The organism is Stenotrophomonas sp., from assembly GCF_032066555.1.
GTDB lineage: Bacteria > Pseudomonadota > Gammaproteobacteria > Xanthomonadales > Xanthomonadaceae > Stenotrophomonas.
Window position 1 is genome coordinate 107,787 of sequence record NZ_DAMBKV010000011.1, and the last position, 16,493, is coordinate 124,279.

The 16,493-nt window shown below is 65.8% G+C and carries 16 protein-coding genes; 5 read left to right on the forward strand and 11 right to left on the reverse strand.

What is annotated here, in order from left to right:
- Positions 1-9: 9 nt before the first annotated feature.
- The 11 genes from RT131_RS13675 to gspE all read right to left on the reverse strand — a co-directional run bounded on the left by RT131_RS13675 (position 10) and on the right by gspE (position 9,191).
- Positions 10-483: a hypothetical protein gene (locus tag RT131_RS13675; RefSeq protein ID WP_313173357.1), complete on the reverse strand. Its 474-nt coding sequence runs from the start codon at positions 481-483 to the stop codon at positions 10-12.
- 121 nt (positions 484-604) lie between these two features.
- Positions 605-1,678: a 3-deoxy-7-phosphoheptulonate synthase gene (locus RT131_RS13680; protein WP_313173358.1), complete on the reverse strand. Its 1,074-nt coding sequence runs from the start codon at positions 1,676-1,678 to the stop codon at positions 605-607.
- Positions 1,679-1,938: 260 nt separating this feature from the next.
- Positions 1,939-2,448, reverse strand: a complete 510-nt coding sequence (gene gspM / locus RT131_RS13685; protein ID WP_313173359.1) for a type II secretion system protein GspM — start codon at positions 2,446-2,448, stop codon at positions 1,939-1,941.
- Between the two features lie 2 nt (positions 2,449-2,450).
- The gene (gspL, locus tag RT131_RS13690; protein ID WP_313173360.1) at positions 2,451-3,605 is read right to left on the reverse strand and encodes a type II secretion system protein GspL; all 1,155 of its coding nucleotides are present in this window, start codon (positions 3,603-3,605) and stop codon (positions 2,451-2,453) included.
- Positions 3,602-4,546, reverse strand: a complete 945-nt coding sequence (gene gspK / locus RT131_RS13695) for a type II secretion system minor pseudopilin GspK (RefSeq protein ID WP_313173361.1) — start codon at positions 4,544-4,546, stop codon at positions 3,602-3,604. Before gspK ends, gspL begins: the two co-directional genes overlap by 4 nt.
- Positions 4,543-5,157, reverse strand: coding sequence for a type II secretion system minor pseudopilin GspJ (gene gspJ, locus RT131_RS13700; protein WP_313173362.1), 615 nt, complete (start codon positions 5,155-5,157; stop codon positions 4,543-4,545). Before gspJ ends, gspK begins: the two co-directional genes overlap by 4 nt.
- Positions 5,154-5,516 (reverse strand): type II secretion system minor pseudopilin GspI, encoded by a 363-nt coding sequence (gene gspI, locus RT131_RS13705; protein WP_313173363.1) that lies wholly within the window; start codon positions 5,514-5,516, stop codon positions 5,154-5,156. Before gspI ends, gspJ begins: the two co-directional genes overlap by 4 nt.
- Entirely contained in the window at positions 5,513-6,019 is a 507-nt protein-coding gene (gene gspH / locus RT131_RS13710; RefSeq protein WP_313173364.1) for a type II secretion system minor pseudopilin GspH, read from the reverse strand. The genes gspI and gspH overlap by 4 nt, the downstream gene beginning before the upstream one ends.
- 2 nt (positions 6,020-6,021) lie before the next feature.
- A complete protein-coding gene (gene gspG / locus RT131_RS13715; protein ID WP_313173365.1) occupies positions 6,022-6,450 on the reverse strand; it encodes a type II secretion system major pseudopilin GspG in 429 nt (142 codons plus the stop codon).
- Positions 6,451-6,457: 7 nt separating this feature from the next.
- Positions 6,458-7,660 (reverse strand): type II secretion system inner membrane protein GspF, encoded by a 1,203-nt coding sequence (gene gspF / locus RT131_RS13720; protein WP_313173366.1) that lies wholly within the window; start codon positions 7,658-7,660, stop codon positions 6,458-6,460.
- Positions 7,661-7,688: 28 nt separating this feature from the next.
- A complete protein-coding gene (gspE, locus tag RT131_RS13725) occupies positions 7,689-9,191 on the reverse strand; it encodes a type II secretion system ATPase GspE (RefSeq protein ID WP_313173386.1) in 1,503 nt (500 codons plus the stop codon).
- A gap of 317 nt (positions 9,192-9,508) precedes the next feature.
- Between gspE and RT131_RS13730 the strand changes: the two genes are divergently transcribed.
- The 5 genes from RT131_RS13730 (at position 9,509) to trxC (ending at position 16,000) form a co-directional block, all read left to right on the forward strand.
- Positions 9,509-9,973: a type II secretion system protein N gene (locus tag RT131_RS13730; protein WP_313173367.1), complete on the forward strand. Its 465-nt coding sequence runs from the start codon at positions 9,509-9,511 to the stop codon at positions 9,971-9,973.
- The gene (gene gspD / locus RT131_RS13735) at positions 9,970-11,889 is read left to right on the forward strand and encodes a type II secretion system secretin GspD (protein WP_313173368.1); all 1,920 of its coding nucleotides are present in this window, start codon (positions 9,970-9,972) and stop codon (positions 11,887-11,889) included. The genes RT131_RS13730 and gspD overlap by 4 nt, the downstream gene beginning before the upstream one ends.
- Positions 11,890-11,981: 92 nt before the next feature.
- On the forward strand, positions 11,982-14,873 hold the full coding sequence (locus RT131_RS13740) for a M66 family metalloprotease (RefSeq protein WP_313173369.1): 2,892 nt from the start codon (positions 11,982-11,984) through the stop codon (positions 14,871-14,873).
- Between the two features lie 46 nt (positions 14,874-14,919).
- Complete coding sequence (locus tag RT131_RS13745) at positions 14,920-15,468, forward strand: type II secretion system protein N (protein WP_313173370.1); 549 nt, start codon at positions 14,920-14,922, stop codon at positions 15,466-15,468.
- Positions 15,469-15,553: 85 nt separating this feature from the next.
- Positions 15,554-16,000 (forward strand): thioredoxin TrxC, encoded by a 447-nt coding sequence (gene trxC / locus RT131_RS13750; RefSeq protein ID WP_313173371.1) that lies wholly within the window; start codon positions 15,554-15,556, stop codon positions 15,998-16,000.
- The last annotated feature ends 493 nt before the right edge of the window (positions 16,001-16,493 follow it).

Genomic DNA, 16,493 nt, shown 5'->3' on the forward strand with positions numbered 1-16,493 from the left:
CTGCTTGATTTACAGGCTGGCCGCGTCAGCAATCTTGCAAAGGCCTTCGCCCACTGCCTTGTTGGAGGTCATCTGACCACCCTTGATGCTGAAACGCACTTCGACGCGCACACTGCCGTCGTCCTGGCGACGCACGGTGGTACGCAACGGCACGGTCGAACCGCCACCGCCACGGACCGGATTCTCGGCGGCGATGTAGCCGGTACGCTCGTTCGGATAAACCCCCACCATGCCCTCGGCCTCGATCGCGGCCACGGTCTTGGCGAACGCGTCGGCGTAGCTGACCCCTTCATGGTCGGTCGACGCCAGGAACTGCTTGCCGCTGGTGAAGCCACCGGCCACCGACAGGTTCTGCAGGCAACCGCTGCCCGAATCCACTACTTCCTTCTTGGCCAGCGCCAGCGACGGGACCAGCATCAAAGCCAGCGCCATGGTGCACATACGGAAACGCATCAGTTCCTTCTCCTTGGAGCGGTGATTCATAGGCTTTCCTGCAGGAGAAGGTGCTCCCCCTGTCCCCACGGCAGGCGGGAGGCCTACCACCTCCCGCCGCGTAAACTACTTGGACTGCCTGCCGTGCGCCAGTGAAATTGTCACGGAATCCTCAGGCTGCCGCCTCCAGCTGGGCGCGGCGGCGGGCGCGTACCGCATCAGCCAGGCGCTCCAGTACCTGCACCGTGCTGTCCCAGTCGATGCAGCCATCGGTGATGCTCTGGCCATAGACCAGCGGCTGGCCTTCGACCAGGTCCTGGCGACCGGCAACCAGGTGGCTCTCGATCATCACCCCAACCACACGCTGCTCCCCGGCTTCCACCTGGGTGGCAATGTCTTCGATCACCCGGGGCTGGTTCTCGGGCTTCTTGCTGCTGTTGGCGTGGCTGGCGTCGATCATCAGGCGTGCCGGCAGCTGCGATTTGGCCAGTACCTCGCTGGCCGCCTGCACACTGGCCGCATCGTAGTTGGGCGCCTTGCCGCCACGCAGGATCACATGGCAATCCGGATTGCCCTGGGTGGCGACAATGGCGGTGCCGCCTTCCTTGGTCACCGACAGGAAGTGGTGCGGGTGCGAGGCCGCACCGACGGCATCGGCGGCAATCTTCACATCGCCGGTGGTGCCGTTCTTGAAGCCCACCGGGCAGGACAGGCCCGACGCCAGCTCGCGATGCACCTGGCTCTCGGTGGTGCGGGCGCCAATCGCGCCCCAGGCCACCAGGTCGGCGATGTACTGCGGCGAGATCACGTCCAGGAACTCCACGCCGGCCGGCAGGCCGAGGCGGTTGATGTCGCGCAGCAGGCCGCGCGCCACGCGCAGGCCCTTGTTGATGTTGAAGCTGCCGTCCAGGTCCGGATCGTTGATCAGGCCCTTCCAGCCCACCGTGGTGCGCGGCTTCTCGAAGTAAACCCGCATGACGATCTCCAGCTCACCGGCCAGCGCTTCGCGCAGCGGACGCAGGCGCTGGGCGTATTCCATGGCCGCAACCGGGTCATGGATCGAACACGGGCCCACCACAACCGCCAGGCGGTCGTCCTGGCCGTGCAGGATGCGGTGCAGCGAGGCGCGGGCGTCGGCCACGGTCTGCGAGGCTTCCTCGTCGCAGGGCAACAGCGCCAGCAGCTGTGCCGGTGAGGTCAGGGGTTCCAGTTTGCGGATGCGCAGATCGTCGGTGTGGGGGGGCATGGGGGTCTCCGGTTCAAAACGATGAAGGGTTTGGCCCCAGCGAGGCGGCATGAAAAAAGCCGCCAGGTTCGCTGGCGGCTTTTCGGGAATGCATCTGAAAGTTTCTTCAGGGTAAGCGCAGTCCTTCCTCCGCCAGCGGCTTGGGAAAGTAATACCAAAAGTAAAAGCTGGCGCGGGCTGCGTTGATGGGGAGCATTGATAACACGGTTTTTTGTGCGATGCGACAGTTTCAGCGGCAACAGACCTTGCCGTCGACACGTTCAGCTTGCCGGTCCCTGCAGCACCGCCTCTCCCTGCCAACTGCCGTCTGGCTGCTGCAGCAGGCGCAACTCGGCCACCCCAAGGCCCCTGTCCTGCAGCGCCTGCAACCACAGCAATGCCTGCGCGGGAGCGCCCTCGAGACTGACGGCAACCCGTTGCTCTGGCCGCTGCTGGACCTGATGAATCGTCAGCCCCTGCTCGTCGGCCAGCGCCGACAGCATTGCCGGCAACTCGCTGGCTTTCAACGCTGCCCCCCGCTGTGCGGCAGCACCGGCGCGCACTGCATTGGCACGCAGATGGCGCTGCAACTGTTGTTCGGCGGCAACATCCCTACGCGCCTGCTGCAAGGCATGGCGCGTCGGCATCCACGCACCGAACCAGAACGCGAGCAACACCGCGAACGCCAGCAATACCTGCAATGCGAGGCGATCACGCGGCGCCAATGCTGCCCAACGCGTGCCGAGCAAGCCCCGCAGGCCGCGGCCACCGCTGATTTCTGCAGTTCCCATGTTCATTGCGCCTCGCCCACTTCCAGTTGCATGCCACCGTCATCGCGCCGGGTTGCTTCCAGCCGCAATGGCTGCGCGCGCAGGCGCTGTTGCAGCGCCTCGAATGCGCTCGCTTCGCCTTGCAACTGCAATTGCAGCTCACCCTTGCCGGCGTGGAACTGCAGGCCCTGCACCTGCAGTGGCGACTCGACCGGCATGGCCTCGGCGACGCGGGACAACAAGGCCTGCAGCTGGCTTGCCGCGCTGCCCTGCTGCAGGTGTTGGTCGAACTGCGCCTTCAGATTGACGATGCGCTGCTCGTCCGGGAACAGCCGCCGGTAGATACTTTCATTGACCTGCCGATAGCCGCTGGCCTGCTGCTGCAGCAGCCAGGCCTGTGCGCCATCGAAGGCCAGCTGCGCCACCAGCACCGCAGCCATCGCCCATGCCACCGGCTTCCAGTGGCGCAGCTGCAGGCGCGACGCCGGCGCGAAGTCTCCCTGGGCCAGATCCAACGCGCGTGGGCGCTGCGTCGCCAGCCATGCCGGCAGGGCCATGTCCAAGGCCTGCAGGTTGGCATCGATGGTCGGTGGCAGCGTGGGACTGTCTTCACTGGCATGGAGTATCCGCAGGTTTCCCGGCAAACGCTCCAGCAGCTCGGGCAACTGGGTGGGCGCCAGCGCCAGGCGCAGCGCGTCGGTACCCGCCAACAGGCAACGGGTGTTGTTCCAGCACAGGGTGGGGACCTCGTTGGGCAGCAGGTCGGCATCCACATGGATGGCACTGACCAGCGCCCCCCTGTCGCGCACTCCCTGCAGCCAGGACCCAAGCAGGCTGCGATTGATCGCCACGACGCGACGGCGTCCGTCATCCAGGGTTTCGCCCAGCGCCAGATGCATGTCTTCCACATCCTCGGCCAGCAACGGTTCCACCGCATAGGGCAAGGCCTTGCGCTGCCAATGCGCATTGCCTGCCGGCAGACTGAGCGCACAGCTGGCCACCTGTTCAACCGGCACGATCAGCGCGATGGCGCGACCCTTGAGCCTTGCCAGCGCATCGCCCAAGGGCAACCTGGCGGTCTGTTGGCCGTCACTCCAGGTGACCGGCAGGTCATCACTCAGGCGCGCGCTACACCACGCAGGCAGGAACAGGCACGGCAACGCCGGCGGCGACTTCATCGATCATTCTCCGGAAATACAGGGGGAGCCAGCTGCCGCGCGACAACCTCGACCTGACCTGCATCGCGATGCAGGATGCTGAGCAGGCGCAGGCGTCGGTCGCCGATGGCGACCTCGCTGCTGGCGACAAACCAGTTGCTGCGCACCCCCAGCCCGCTTCTTGCCACCTGCCGACGCTGCAGCAATGGCTGCATGAGCAGTACATCAACGTTGGCGAAGCCGTCGCTGCCGCGTGCCTCGACCAGGCGGCGGCCATCTGCCAGTCCAAGTCCATCGGCGAGACTGGCCATTACCCAGGGGTCAGCCGTGTTCAGATTGAGCGGGGTAGCGGCAGGCAAGGCGGCGACGTGCGGCAACAGCTGCTGGTAGGCCGCTTCATCGATGCCTGCCAGCAGGCGCAGTTCGCTAACCTCCTGTAACGGCCGGCGTGCGGGCAGATAGGCAGGTTGGCGGCGCAGGTAGTCGCGCTCGCCCTGCTGCCGGACCAGATCCGGCGCCAGCGGCGGGGCGATCCACGCCACCAGCTGCCATGCCAGTTGCGGGTCCAGCCGCAGCAACAACAACAGGCGCTGCAGGCGTGCCATTGCATCGGCATCCACCTGGCCGCCCTGTACCACGCTGTTGAGATTGAAGCGTCCGCTCAGGTCATCGATCGACAGATGCAGATGACCGCCGTCCAGCGGATACAGCGGCAACGGCTGTGCCCAGGCTTCGCCACGATGATCACGTGCGGCTGACTGGCGCAGATCCGTGGCCAGCAACGCAAGCGCCAGCTGCTCGCCACCGCGCGCGTAGTGCCACGCCTGGCGCGCATGCAGTTGATTGGCTGTGGTGCGGATCGACAGCTGCTGGCGGGTAACCAGCGCCGCACAGACTGTCGCGGCCAGCGCCACCACCAGCAGCACCGTGATCAGCGCAACGCCCCGTGACCCGGACTTCATGCCGGTCCCCTGCCCGCCGCGCCATCGGGCAGCAACAACACGCGTCGCAATTCACCAAAACGCGGATGCGCGATGCGCAGTTCCAGCGCGCGCGGCAAAGGCTGCACGCCGCTGCCCTGCCACTGCGTGCGCCATACTCCCTGGCTGTCGAGGTAACGCCATTGCAGGGCATTGACCACCGGCAGCAGCAGCTGGCGCTGTGGCGCTGCGTTGTCCGCGCGATCCAACACCGGCCAGTACTCGCGCACCAGCGCGCTGCCGTCGTAATGCCAGCGCACCCGCTGCAACTGCGCGCGCGGCGCCCCCAAAGGATTGCTCCAGCCGGCGCGGGTCCATTGCAGGCCCTGCCCATCGGGATCACTCCAGAAGGCTGGCTCCTCGGTGCCATCCGCGCCCAGCAGTGGCCGCGCCACTGCCTGCTCGACATCACGTTCAAGGCTGCCCATCGCGCGCACCAGCTGCCGCAACTGCTGGTCCTGTGCACGCGTCTGCGCCTCCACCCGCACCGCGCTGAGCAGCAGGCGATGGCTGGCAATACCGACCAGGGCGAAGATCGCCACCGCCACCAGTACTTCCAACAAAGTAAAGCCGCCCGTGGATCTGCGCTTCATTGTTGGGCCCCGACAAAGCCGGTCAGGCTGATGCCGACCTCCCCGCCCGCCGCAGCGCTGACCCGTATATGCACCCGACGCAGCTGCGGTTCCGGCGTGGCCTGCACCTCACGCAGCACCCGCCAGCGGCGCCCGCCCTGTTCGACGATGTCTTCATTGCTCCCCATCGCGCCCGCACCCTGCAGCTGCAGTTCGGCCAGGGCGGTATCTGCCACCCAAGCGGCCAGCGCGCGATCTTCCAACAGCCGTGCGTTGTGCAGATGGCGTTGCAGGGTGGCGTGCACCATCGCCGCAACCAGCGCCAATACCGCCACTGCCACCATGACCTCCAGCAAGGTGAAACCGCGCACGCGACTCATGGCATCGACACCTGCTGTACTTCCGGTTCCGCCAGACCATCGCCGTCGATCCGATAGACCACGTCGTGCCGGCTGATGTCGGCGATGCGGACGCTGAAGGGCGTGCCCTGCGCCGATGACGACAGCACGATCTGCGGCGGGTTGTCCTCGTCCATGCTTGCCGGCAACGCCAGCGGCGCGCCTTCCAGGATCAACTGCAGGTGCAGGTTGTCGGGCAGGTGCCGCCGTGTGCTGCCTGGCTGTGCGTGCCAGCGCCCCTTGCGGTTGTCGTAGGCACGCACCTCATACGCCTGACTGCTGATGCGGACGCCGTACTCGCGGTTGTCCAGCACCGCCTCATCGGCGAGCAGCTGCAGCACCGCTGCCAGCCGCTCGGCCTCGCCGCGCACGGCGCGGTGGTCATCGCGCGCGCTCGCGACCAATCCCACCGCAGCGGCCATTACGCCGACGATGACCACGACCACCAGCATTTCCACCAGGGTGAATCCACGCGCGCGCAACACCTTCAGATATCCCGGCTGTCCAGGTCTGCATCCAGCCCCTCACCGCCTTCGCGGCCATCGGCGCCGTAGCTCCACAGGTCATAGCCCTCCCTGCTGCCCGGCGCCAGGTACAGGTAGGGGTTGCCCCAGGGATCGACCGGCAGTCGTGCCAGATAACCTTCCGGGTTCCAGTTTTCTGCGCCGCCAGGCGGACGTTGTACCAGCGCCTGCAGGCCTTGCTGGGTATCGGGATAACGGCGGTTGTCCAACCGGTACATTTCCAGCGCCGAGCCAATCGCCTTGAGATCACCGCGCGCGACGGTGACCTTGGCCTGGTCCGGCCGCCCCATCACCTTGGGGACCACCAGCGCGGCGAGGATGCCGATGATCACCACCACCACCATGATCTCGATCAGGGTGAAGCCGGCCTGGCGTCTTGCAGATATGTTCATTGCTCTATCAACCCACTAGTTGGTTCAAGGACATGATCGGCAGCAGGATGGCCAGCACGATCAACAACACCACCGCGCCCATCAACACCAGCATGAACGGCTCGAACAAACCGACCAGCAGGGCGATGCGCGCGGCCAGATCGGTTTCCTGGTTGCGTGCGGCGCGGGCCAGCATTGCGTCCAGCGCGCCGGACTTCTCGCCCGCCGCGACCATGTGCAGCAGCATCGGCGGCAATGAGGTGTGCTGTTCCAGTGCCCGGGTCAGGCTGCCGCCCTCGCGCACCGTGACTTCGGCCTGCAGCAGGCCAGCCTTGATGCCTTGGTTGCCGACCACCTGCGCGGCAATCCGCAGCGCTTCCACCAGCGGCACGCCACTACGCACCAGGATCGCCAGGGTGGAGGCAAACCTGGCGGCATCCAGGTCCCGCAGCAGCAGGCCGAACAACGGCAGCTTCAGCACCTGGGTGTGCCAGCGCAGGCGACTGGCCGGCTGTTGCAACGCGCGCCGCAGCAGCACGCCGGCCAACAACAGCAACGGCAGCAGCCATGGCCCCCAGCGGGTGACGGCATTGCTGGTGGCCACCAGCGCGCGGGTGAGCCAGGGCAACGGCTGGCCGGAATCGACAAAGACATCGATCACATCCGGTACCACATAGCCGAGCAGGAAGCCGACGATCAACCCAGCCACCAGCACCAGGATCAGCGGATACAGCAAGGCCAGTTGTACCCGCTGCCGTGATTGCTGGCGCTGTTCGGTGTAGTCGGCCAGTTGTTCCAGCACCACCCCCAGATGCCCGCGCTCGCCGGCGGCAACCATGCTGCGGTAGAGACCGGGAAAGGCGCGCGGATACGCCGCCAGTGCCGCCGCCAATCCATGGCCTTCAAGAATTTTGCCGCGCACCGCCAACAAGGTGGCACGTATGCGCGGCCGGGTCGCCTGCGCAGCCACGGCGCGCAGTGCTTCCTCAACCGGCAGGGCCGCCTGCACCAGCGTCGCCAATTGCCGGGTCAGCAGCGCCAATTCCGCGCTGCCGATGCGACCACCGCCGATACCGCCACCGGTCGCGCGGACCGCTGCCGGTTCTACCTGCACCGGTGCCAGATTGCGCTCGCGCAGCTGCTGGCGTGCCTGCCGCGCGCTGTCCGCTTCGATCACCCCCTTGTGGCGGCGACCGTCAGCTGACAATGCCAGATAGTCGAACGCCGCCATCAGTGGTGGCCCCGGGGCAGATCACCGCTCACAGGTCGCGCCCCACCCGCAGGACTTCTTCCAGCGTGGTCACGCCATCCAGCACCTTGGCACGGCCGTCGTCCAACATCGATGGACCTTGCCGGCGCGCCTGCTCCAGCAGTTCGGCCTCGCCTGCACCGGCATGCACCAGCGCGCGCAGCTCGGGGCCGAATTCGACCAGTTCGTAGATGCCGGTACGGCCGCGGTAACCCTGGCCATTGCAGTGGTCACACCCCACCGGGCGGAACAACAGCGGCCGTTGCCAGGGTTCCATCTGCAACTGCGCGCACTCTGCCGTGGATGCCGGCGTCACCACCCGGCACTTGGGGCATAGCCGCCGCACCAAGCGTTGCGCCAGCACGCCGAGCAACGAGGACGACAGCAGGAAGGACTCCACCCCCATGTCCAGCAAGCGGGTGACCGCGCCGATGGCGCTGTTGGTATGCAGCGTGGACAACAGCAGATGCCCGGTGAGCGAGGCCTGCACGGCGATGCGCGCGGTTTCGCTGTCACGGATCTCACCGACCATCAGCACGTCGGGGTCCTGACGCAGGATCGCGCGCAGGCCACGCGCGAAGGTCATGTCGATACGGCCGTTGACCTGGGTCTGGCCAACGCCATCCAGGTGGTACTCGATCGGATCTTCGACGGTGAGGATGTTGCGCTGGCGATTGTTGATGGCGCGCAGGCCGGCATACAGCGTGGTGCTCTTGCCGGCACCGGTCGGGCCAGTGACCAGCACGATGCCGTGCGGGCGGCACAGCATGGCCTGCAGCACGCCGACGTCGCGTACCCGCATGCCCAGGTGCTGCAGCGACAACTGCCCCGATTGCTTGTCCAGCAGGCGCAGCACCACCCGTTCGCCATTGGCTGCCGGCAGGGTCGAGACACGGATATCCACCTCGCGTCCGCCGACCCGCACCGAGATCCGGCCATCCTGCGGCAAGCGCTTCTCGGCGATATCCAGCCGCGCCATCACCTTGATGCGCGACACCAGCAGCGCGGCCAGCTCGCGCCGTGGCTCGACCACGTCGCGCAGGATGCCATCCACGCGGAAGCGGACCACCAGCCGTCGCTCGAAGGTCTCGATATGGATATCGGAGGCGTGCTCGGCCAGTGCTTCGCCCAGCAGCGCGTTGATGAGGCGGATGATCGGCGCGTCATCCTGCTGGTCGAGCAGATCCTCGACCTGCTCCAGGCCCTCCACCAGGCTGGCCAGATCCATGCTGTCGCCAAGTTCGTCGGCCATGCTCATGGCGCTGCCGGCGTCCTGCTGATAGACCTGCTGCAGCATTTCCTCGAACACCGCATCGGCCACCGTCTGCGGCAACAACGGCCGCCCCGCGATGCGCTGCGCCTCGGCCACGGCCGCTATCGTGGCATCGCCACGACAGGCAAGCCGCGCATCGCCGTCGTCGACCAACAACACACCATGACGCCGCGCGAACGCAAACGGCAGGCGCAACGCGGGCACGCCGCCCGCACAAGCCAGCGTCGCCGGGAGCTCCATTTCAAGCATCGATTACTGCAAGGTGACATCACTGCACGGAGCGACGTCACACTTTCCCCTGAAAAAACGTGCCGGGAAAATGCCACGTTCTCGGCGGAAAAGCGTGATTTCCACGTCACTTTCCAGATGACGATCACACTTCAGCAGGTATTTGCATCGCACTCTCTTACGTACGCAGCTAGAGTACCGGCTTCGCAAAATCCGACACTGCGAAAACAGGGGAAAACCAGACACCTTTGGCGCCGCGTTGCCTGAAAAGTGCAGCGAGCTTCCTCCTGTGCGCGCGGATTTTTGCCAAGGGAGATGCCGTAGCACCGATGTTCCAGTTCGATACTTCCAACCTGCTGCCAAAGATCGTCGCGATCCTCATCACGCTTTGCGGCGTTGCCGTGTTGTCATGGCAGGCGCGCCGGCTCTACCTGCAGATGCGCGAGCTGCCTGCCCGCGTCGACGAAGCGCCGCCGCGATTGCCAAGCCTGTCGCCACAGCTGTTGCAGCGCTTGTTCGGCGACGCCAGCGCGATGCCTGCCGCCGACCTGCAGAGCGTGCAACTGCAGGGCTGCATCGTTGCGGCCGACCCACGGCAATCGCAGGCACTGCTCCAGATCGAAGGCCAGGGGACGGTGAATATATTCAGTGGTGAGGAATTCCTGCCCGGCGTCGTGCTGCAGCAGGTAGCCCGCGACCATGTGCTGTTCAGCCGCAACGGCCATAGCGGCCGGCTTGATTTCCCCTCCCCGCAAAGCGCAGCACCTGCACTGCCATCCGGTGGTGGCGAATGATCCGGCCCACCATAAGCGCGGCACTGCGACGCCTGGCCTTGCTGTCGGCCCTGCTGCTTGCGCCCTTGGCGATCAGCGCCGCGTCCGCAGAGGATGCTCCCCAGCAATGGAGCATCAACATGAAGGACACGGATATCCGCGACTTCATCGGTGCCGTGGCCAATATCACAGGCGACACGTTGATCGTCGATCCGCGCGTGGCCGGTGAAGTCAGTGTCACCACCCAGGAACCGATGACCCTGCCGGAGGTGCGTCGCCTGTTCCTGTCGGTGATGACCATCCACGGCTTTGCGGTGATCGAAGAGGATCGCCAGACGCGCGTGGTTCCCAATGACGAAGCGCGTGTCTTCGCCGATGGTCGCGGCCGCGGCCCGGACGCGATCGAAACCCGCGTGCTGACCGTGCAACATGGCATCGCCACCGAGTTGCTGCCGATGCTGCGGCCGCTGGTGCCAGCCAACGCCCATCTGGCCGCGGTGCCCACCTCCAACGCCCTGATCATCAGCGACCGGCGCGGCAACATCGCCCGCATTGAAGCCCTGTTGCGGCAGCTGGATGCGCCCAGGATGCACGGCCACGCCGACTATGAGGTGCAGTTCGCCAGCGTGGAGAACCTGCAGAAGCTGCTGCAGGCCAGCCTCGGTGCCAGTAGCGCCGGGTCGGCCACCAAGGTGCTGGCCGATGCCCGCACCAACCGCCTGCTGATTTTCGGGCCCGAGCAGGCACGCCAGCGCCTGCTGGCATTGGCGCGTTCCCTGGATGTGGATGCACCGCGCTCGACCACCACCCAGGTGATCCGCCTGCAACACGGTGACGCCAAGCAGATGGCGCAGACACTGGGGGCAATCGGCGATTCCATCAAGCAGGAAGGCGCCGACAAGCAGGCGCAGATGGGCAGCCTGATCCGTGCCGACGAAAGCCTCAATGCCGTCGTCATCCACGCCAAGCCCGAGATGCTGCAGGTGCTGACCGACATCGTGCGGCAGCTGGACATTCCGCGTTCGCAGGTGTTGGTGGAAGCCGCCATCGTCGAGATCTCCGGCGATATCGAGGATGCGCTGGGCGTGCAATGGGCGCTGGATGGCGGTTCCCGCAGCAACGGCGTGGGCGGGATCAACTACAACAACACCGGCCTGTCGATCGGCACCCTGCTTGGCTCGCTGGCAGCCGGTAGCACGCCGACAGCGCTGCCGTCCGGTGCCATTCTCGGTATCGGCAACAGCAATTTCGGTGCCTTGGTGACCGCGCTTTCAACCAATGCCAAGAACAACCTGCTGTCGACGCCGACACTGCTGACCCTGGACCACGAACCGGCGGAAATCCTGGTCGGCCAGAACGTGCCCTTCCAGACCGGCTCGTACACCACCACCGGCGACGGCACCAGCAACCCGTTCACCACCATCCAGCGCCAGGACATCGGCGTGACCCTGAAGGTGACGCCACACATCAACCAGGGCGGCACCCTGCGGCTGGAGATCGAACAGGAGATCTCCTCGCTGGCGGCCACGCCCAGCGGTATCACCCTGTCCGACGTGATCACCAACAAGCGCTCGATCAAGAGCACCATCCTGGCCAACGATGGGCAGGTGATCGTGCTCGGCGGGCTGATCCAGGATGACGTCACCCATACCCGCTCCAGCGTGCCGCTGCTCGGCAGCATTCCTGGCCTCGGCAAGCTGTTCAGCTCGACCAGCGATACCCGCGTCAAGCGCAACCTGATGGTCTTCCTGCGCCCCACCGTGATCCTTGGCCAGAGCGCCGCCAACGACCTGAGCGAACGCAAATACCTGGATCTGCGCGAAGCACCCAGCACACGCGGCAAGTACGCCAATCCGTTGCCCGCCACGCCGGCACAGCTGTTCGATCGCGGCACGAACGCTTCCGACCCTGCCGGCGCGCGGACACCCGCACGCTGACAGGCTCATACACGCGCCGCACAGCGACCGGTTTGGGGCCGGAGCATGCGACTCGGTTTCATTGCTGTACTTCAAAACAAGGGGAGAACTACTTGAACAACGCAATCAACCTGCGCGCGCTTGCGCTGGCATTGAGCGTGGTATTGCTCGCATCCTGCGACAAGAGCGAAGCGCCGCCGAGCATCGGCGATGGCGGCGGCAATGGCAGTGGCCAGGACGGCGGCACGGCAACGCCGGTGCCGCCGGGCCCGGCTCCTGGTGACGGCAATGGCGATGATGGCTTCGGCGATGACATCGACGTCGGCGGCTCGGGCGGAGATGGCACTGCCGACGGTGGCGGCAATGACAATGACAATGGCGGTGGCAATCCACCCACCACGCCGAGCATACCGGCCACGCCGATCACCCCGGCGACACCGACAGATCCCTATCCGGAGCCAAACTCGGCCCGCTATGACGAAGTGGACCTGAAGGGCTTCTACGACACCGATGCCAGTGGCGCGGTGCGCGCCGTACGCAACGATCTGGTGGGCTCACTCCCGGCGATGATCCAGTTCGCGCAGAGCCACACCGTTGATCCGAATGGCAACGAAGCCAGGAACATGCCGCGCCTGACCAGCGAGCGCGAGGCCTTGCTGTTGGTCACCCCGGATCCGGCACTGCAGGATATCGAAGCCTTGAATGTCACCGTTTCGGTGGACGGCAAGGTCGTGGGTACCGCGCAACTGCTGCACCCCAATGCCATGTACCGCTCGGACTACAACAACAGCGATGGCCGCCCTGACTACAACTATTCGCGGCGCGCCTGGAGCACGCGACTCCCGTGGGATTGGGTGAAGCCCGGCGTCAGCCTGAGCATCAGCGATGACAAGGCGCGCAGTGGCAGCCTGGCGGCGGACAAGATCGATTTTGCCGCACCGGCCGAACTGGTCGTACACAGCATCCGCCTGGGCATGCTGACCGATCCGCCGGGCGAGAGCGATGCGTTCTGGATGCTGAAAAGCCCCGCGCAGGCAGCTGCTGACTACTTCCAGACCATTCCGGCCGCGCGCATGACCGTGGCCTACTACGAGGCGGTCAAGCTCGACCGGGTGATGGTCGCCAACGGCACCATCTACGACACCGCCAGCGCGGTGGAAGGTGGCGTGTACGGCGGCGACATGCGCGAGAACACCGGCAAGTCCACGGTGAGCGTGGGCATCAACCTGGCCAACTTCGGCGCTACCGCTTCGGGCATGGCCGGGCAATCACAGCCGCAATGGTTCCAGAACGTGGTCGCCCATCACGCCGTGGGCGTGTACAGCAACGGCACGCAAAGCCATGGCCTGAGCGGCGGCAACGGCATGCTGACGGTGTACTCCACCAGCGGCAACGAGTTCAGCCATGAGATCGGCCACCACTATGGACTGGGCCACTATCCCGGCCAGGCCGGCGACAACTACTTCTGGTCCGGCCATCACCACGACAGCGGCTGGGGTTACATCGCCTACCGCAAGCGCATGCGTGCCAACCTGCACTGGAGCCGCCCCAAGACCGGGGGCATGAACGGCATGCCGGTGTTCGACGACACCTACAGCTTCGGTACCGATGCGATGTCCGGCGGCCACTATTCCAGCGCCTTGTCGCGCTACACGCATTACACCGGCTACAGCACCAGGAACGCGATCCAGCAGCGCTTGAACAAACCGGTTCCCAGCCAGAGTTCGCCCACCGGCTACCTGGGTTGGAACGCCGACACCCGCAGCATGGAACCGGTGACCGGCAAGGTGCCGACCAGCAAGGAACTGTTCTTCAACTCGCCCGACGGCAACTACCTCAAGCCACGCTTGGTCGGCGCACCGGTGTTCACCGTGCTCGGTGGCTACGACCCGAGTACCGGCAAGGCCTTGCTGTATCCGCCGTTCCGTGGCAACTGGGGCAATGTGTTCGAGCTGCCGACGCCGGTTGCCAACGCAAGCAGCCGCCAGTGCTGGCTGCAGGTCAGCTTCAACGGCGGCGCCAGCAAGCGCATCGCCGTGGCCGGCAATGTCCTGCAGAACGGCTCGGTCAACAAACTGCATGTCAATCTGGCCCAGGCCGACCAGCCGCAGCAGGCGAGCCTGCAGTGCCAGGAACCCGGGGCAGCAGCCAGCACCTTGGCGACGATGAGCTTCCCGCAGAATCTTGCGCCCATGAAGGCGCCGGTCGTGGTCGGCAAGGAAGCGGGGTACACGGCACTGCGCGCGGTGGAACTGCCGGAACTGGAAGCAGTGCTGAGCGCAGCCGCCGGCAAGCCAGTGATCAACCTGGGTTCCCGCGGCGAACTGCTGTATGCCAGTTGGGGCAGCAATGATGACGGTCTGTCGGCCACCGCCAAGGCCGCCCTGCTCACCTATCAGGAACAGGAACGCAGCAGTCGCCGCATCAACCGCTGGATGAACCGCTACCGCAGCGACCTGCAGGCAGCCAACAACAGTGCCGCCAAGCAAGCCCTGGTCGGCCTGCTGGAGACACTGAAGCTGCGCCAGACACCCTTGCTGCCGCCTGCACAGACGATGCTGGTCGGCAGCAGGAAATACTGCCTGAAGGCCGAGGAGAGGAACGGCGCGCCCGCGGTCTACATCGCCGACAGTGCTACCTGCAGCGGTGCCGAGGATGAGCAGTGGATGGCCGATGCACGTGGCGCCATCCACAGCGTTGCCTATCCCACCAAGTGCCTGTCCTCGTCGGGTGGCAACTCGGCGGCGGTAACGCTGGCCAATTGTGATCGCAGCCTGGATACCCAGGTATTCGACTTCTCGGCGCTGCCGAGGATCACCCGCGGCGGCCGTTGTCTGGACCTGTCCGGTGGTTTCCTCACCAATGGCCGCGGCTCGCTGATCACCTACAACTGCAGCGGCGGCGACAACCAGCGCTGGACCGGCATCAGCCCCAGCGACAACCTGTTGCTGACCCTGCTCAGCAGCAACAACCTGATCGTGCTGCGCGGCTTGAACATTCCGTAACCGGCTACCGCCCGGGGCGCCATGCCCCGGGCTCGCGACCTTGCCAATGAACCCCTCCATCCTGCTCCTGCGGCTGATCGCCCTATCCAGCTGCCTGGTCGGCAACGCCTTCGGCCAGAGCGGCCCGCACGGGCAGCGCCCGCCCTTGCATGCAGCGCCATCGGGCGCACAGGCGCCCCGTCTGCTGGCCACTTTCGTGCATGCGCATGCGCAGCGCTCACTGGCGGTAGTGCGTGTTGCAGGCACCAGCGCACAGACACTGCATGTCGGTGACGAGCTCGGCGGCGGGCTGCGTGTACATGCCATCGCCCATGATCATGTTGTGCTGGCCCGCGGCGACCGCTTGTCGACGCTGCCGCTGCTGGGCCTGGGCAGCGCCCGCCGCACACCTTCGCCAGGCCCGCACGGCACTACTGCCGGACTGTCCACCGCCGGCAAGGCCAGCATGGCAGCCAGCGTTGTCGGTGAGGCCGTGCTGCGGGCCGACAATCTCGATGCGGTCCATGCTGCGTGCATGGATCCCTCGCTGATGGCCGCCTTGCCCGATGCACAGAAGGCCGAACTCGGTGCGTTGGGCGTCTGCGCACAGCGCTGAATGATGCGTTCCACGCCTGCCGTGACCAGCAGTTCAGCAGGACAGCGCATACTGATGGCTGGTTCCGCGCCCGCTGGTTACGCCGATGAACGACACCGCCTCCGAACTGCTACAGATTGCCTGCCCGCATTGCAACGCCATCAACCGGGTTCCGGCTGCACGTCTGGGCCAGTCACCGTCCTGCGGCCGCTGCCACCAGGGCCTGTTCGCGGCGGCACCGATGGTCTTGAACGCAGCGGCATTTGATGCCCATGCCAACCGGTCGCAGATCCCGCTGCTGGTGGATTTCTGGGCCAGCTGGTGCGGCCCCTGCCGACAGATGGCGCCGGAATTCGCGAAAGCGGCCACGCAGCTGGAGCCTGCCATGCGCCTGGCCAAGCTGGATACCGAAGCCGAACCCGCCATCGCCACGCGTTATGGCATCCGCAGCATTCCGACCATGGTGCTGCTGCAGGGAGGCCGCGAGATCGCGCGCCAATCCGGCGCGATGCCGGCCAGCAGCATCGTGCAATGGGCCCGCTCGCACCTGTAGTGCCGAGCCATGCTCGGCAGAAGCTTTCCCAGCCATCCTGTAGTGCCGAGCCACGCTCGGCAGAAGCTTTCCCAGCCATCCTCAACCTGCGAGCGGCGTAAGCCGCGAAGCTCGCACTGATTGAATCGCTGCAAAACCTACCCCTCCCCAGCCCTTCCCTTGCCTGCGGCAAAGGGAGAGGGCGTAGTGCCGAGCCATGCTCGGCAGGGAATTTGTCGGGAACGCCTCTGCCGAGCATGGCTCGGCACTACATGTCGGGTGCTGGCATTGTGGGAGCGGCGTAAGCCGCGAAGCTCGCACTGATTGAAGCGCTGCAAAACCTACCCCTCCCCAACCCTCCCCTTGCCTGCGGCAAAGGGAGGGGGCGTAGTGCCGAGCCATGCTCGGCAGGGACTTTGTCGGGAACGCCTCTGCCGAGCATGGCTCGGCACTACATGCCGGGTGCTGGCATTGTGGGAGCGGCGTAAGCCGCGAAGCTCGCACTGATTGAAGC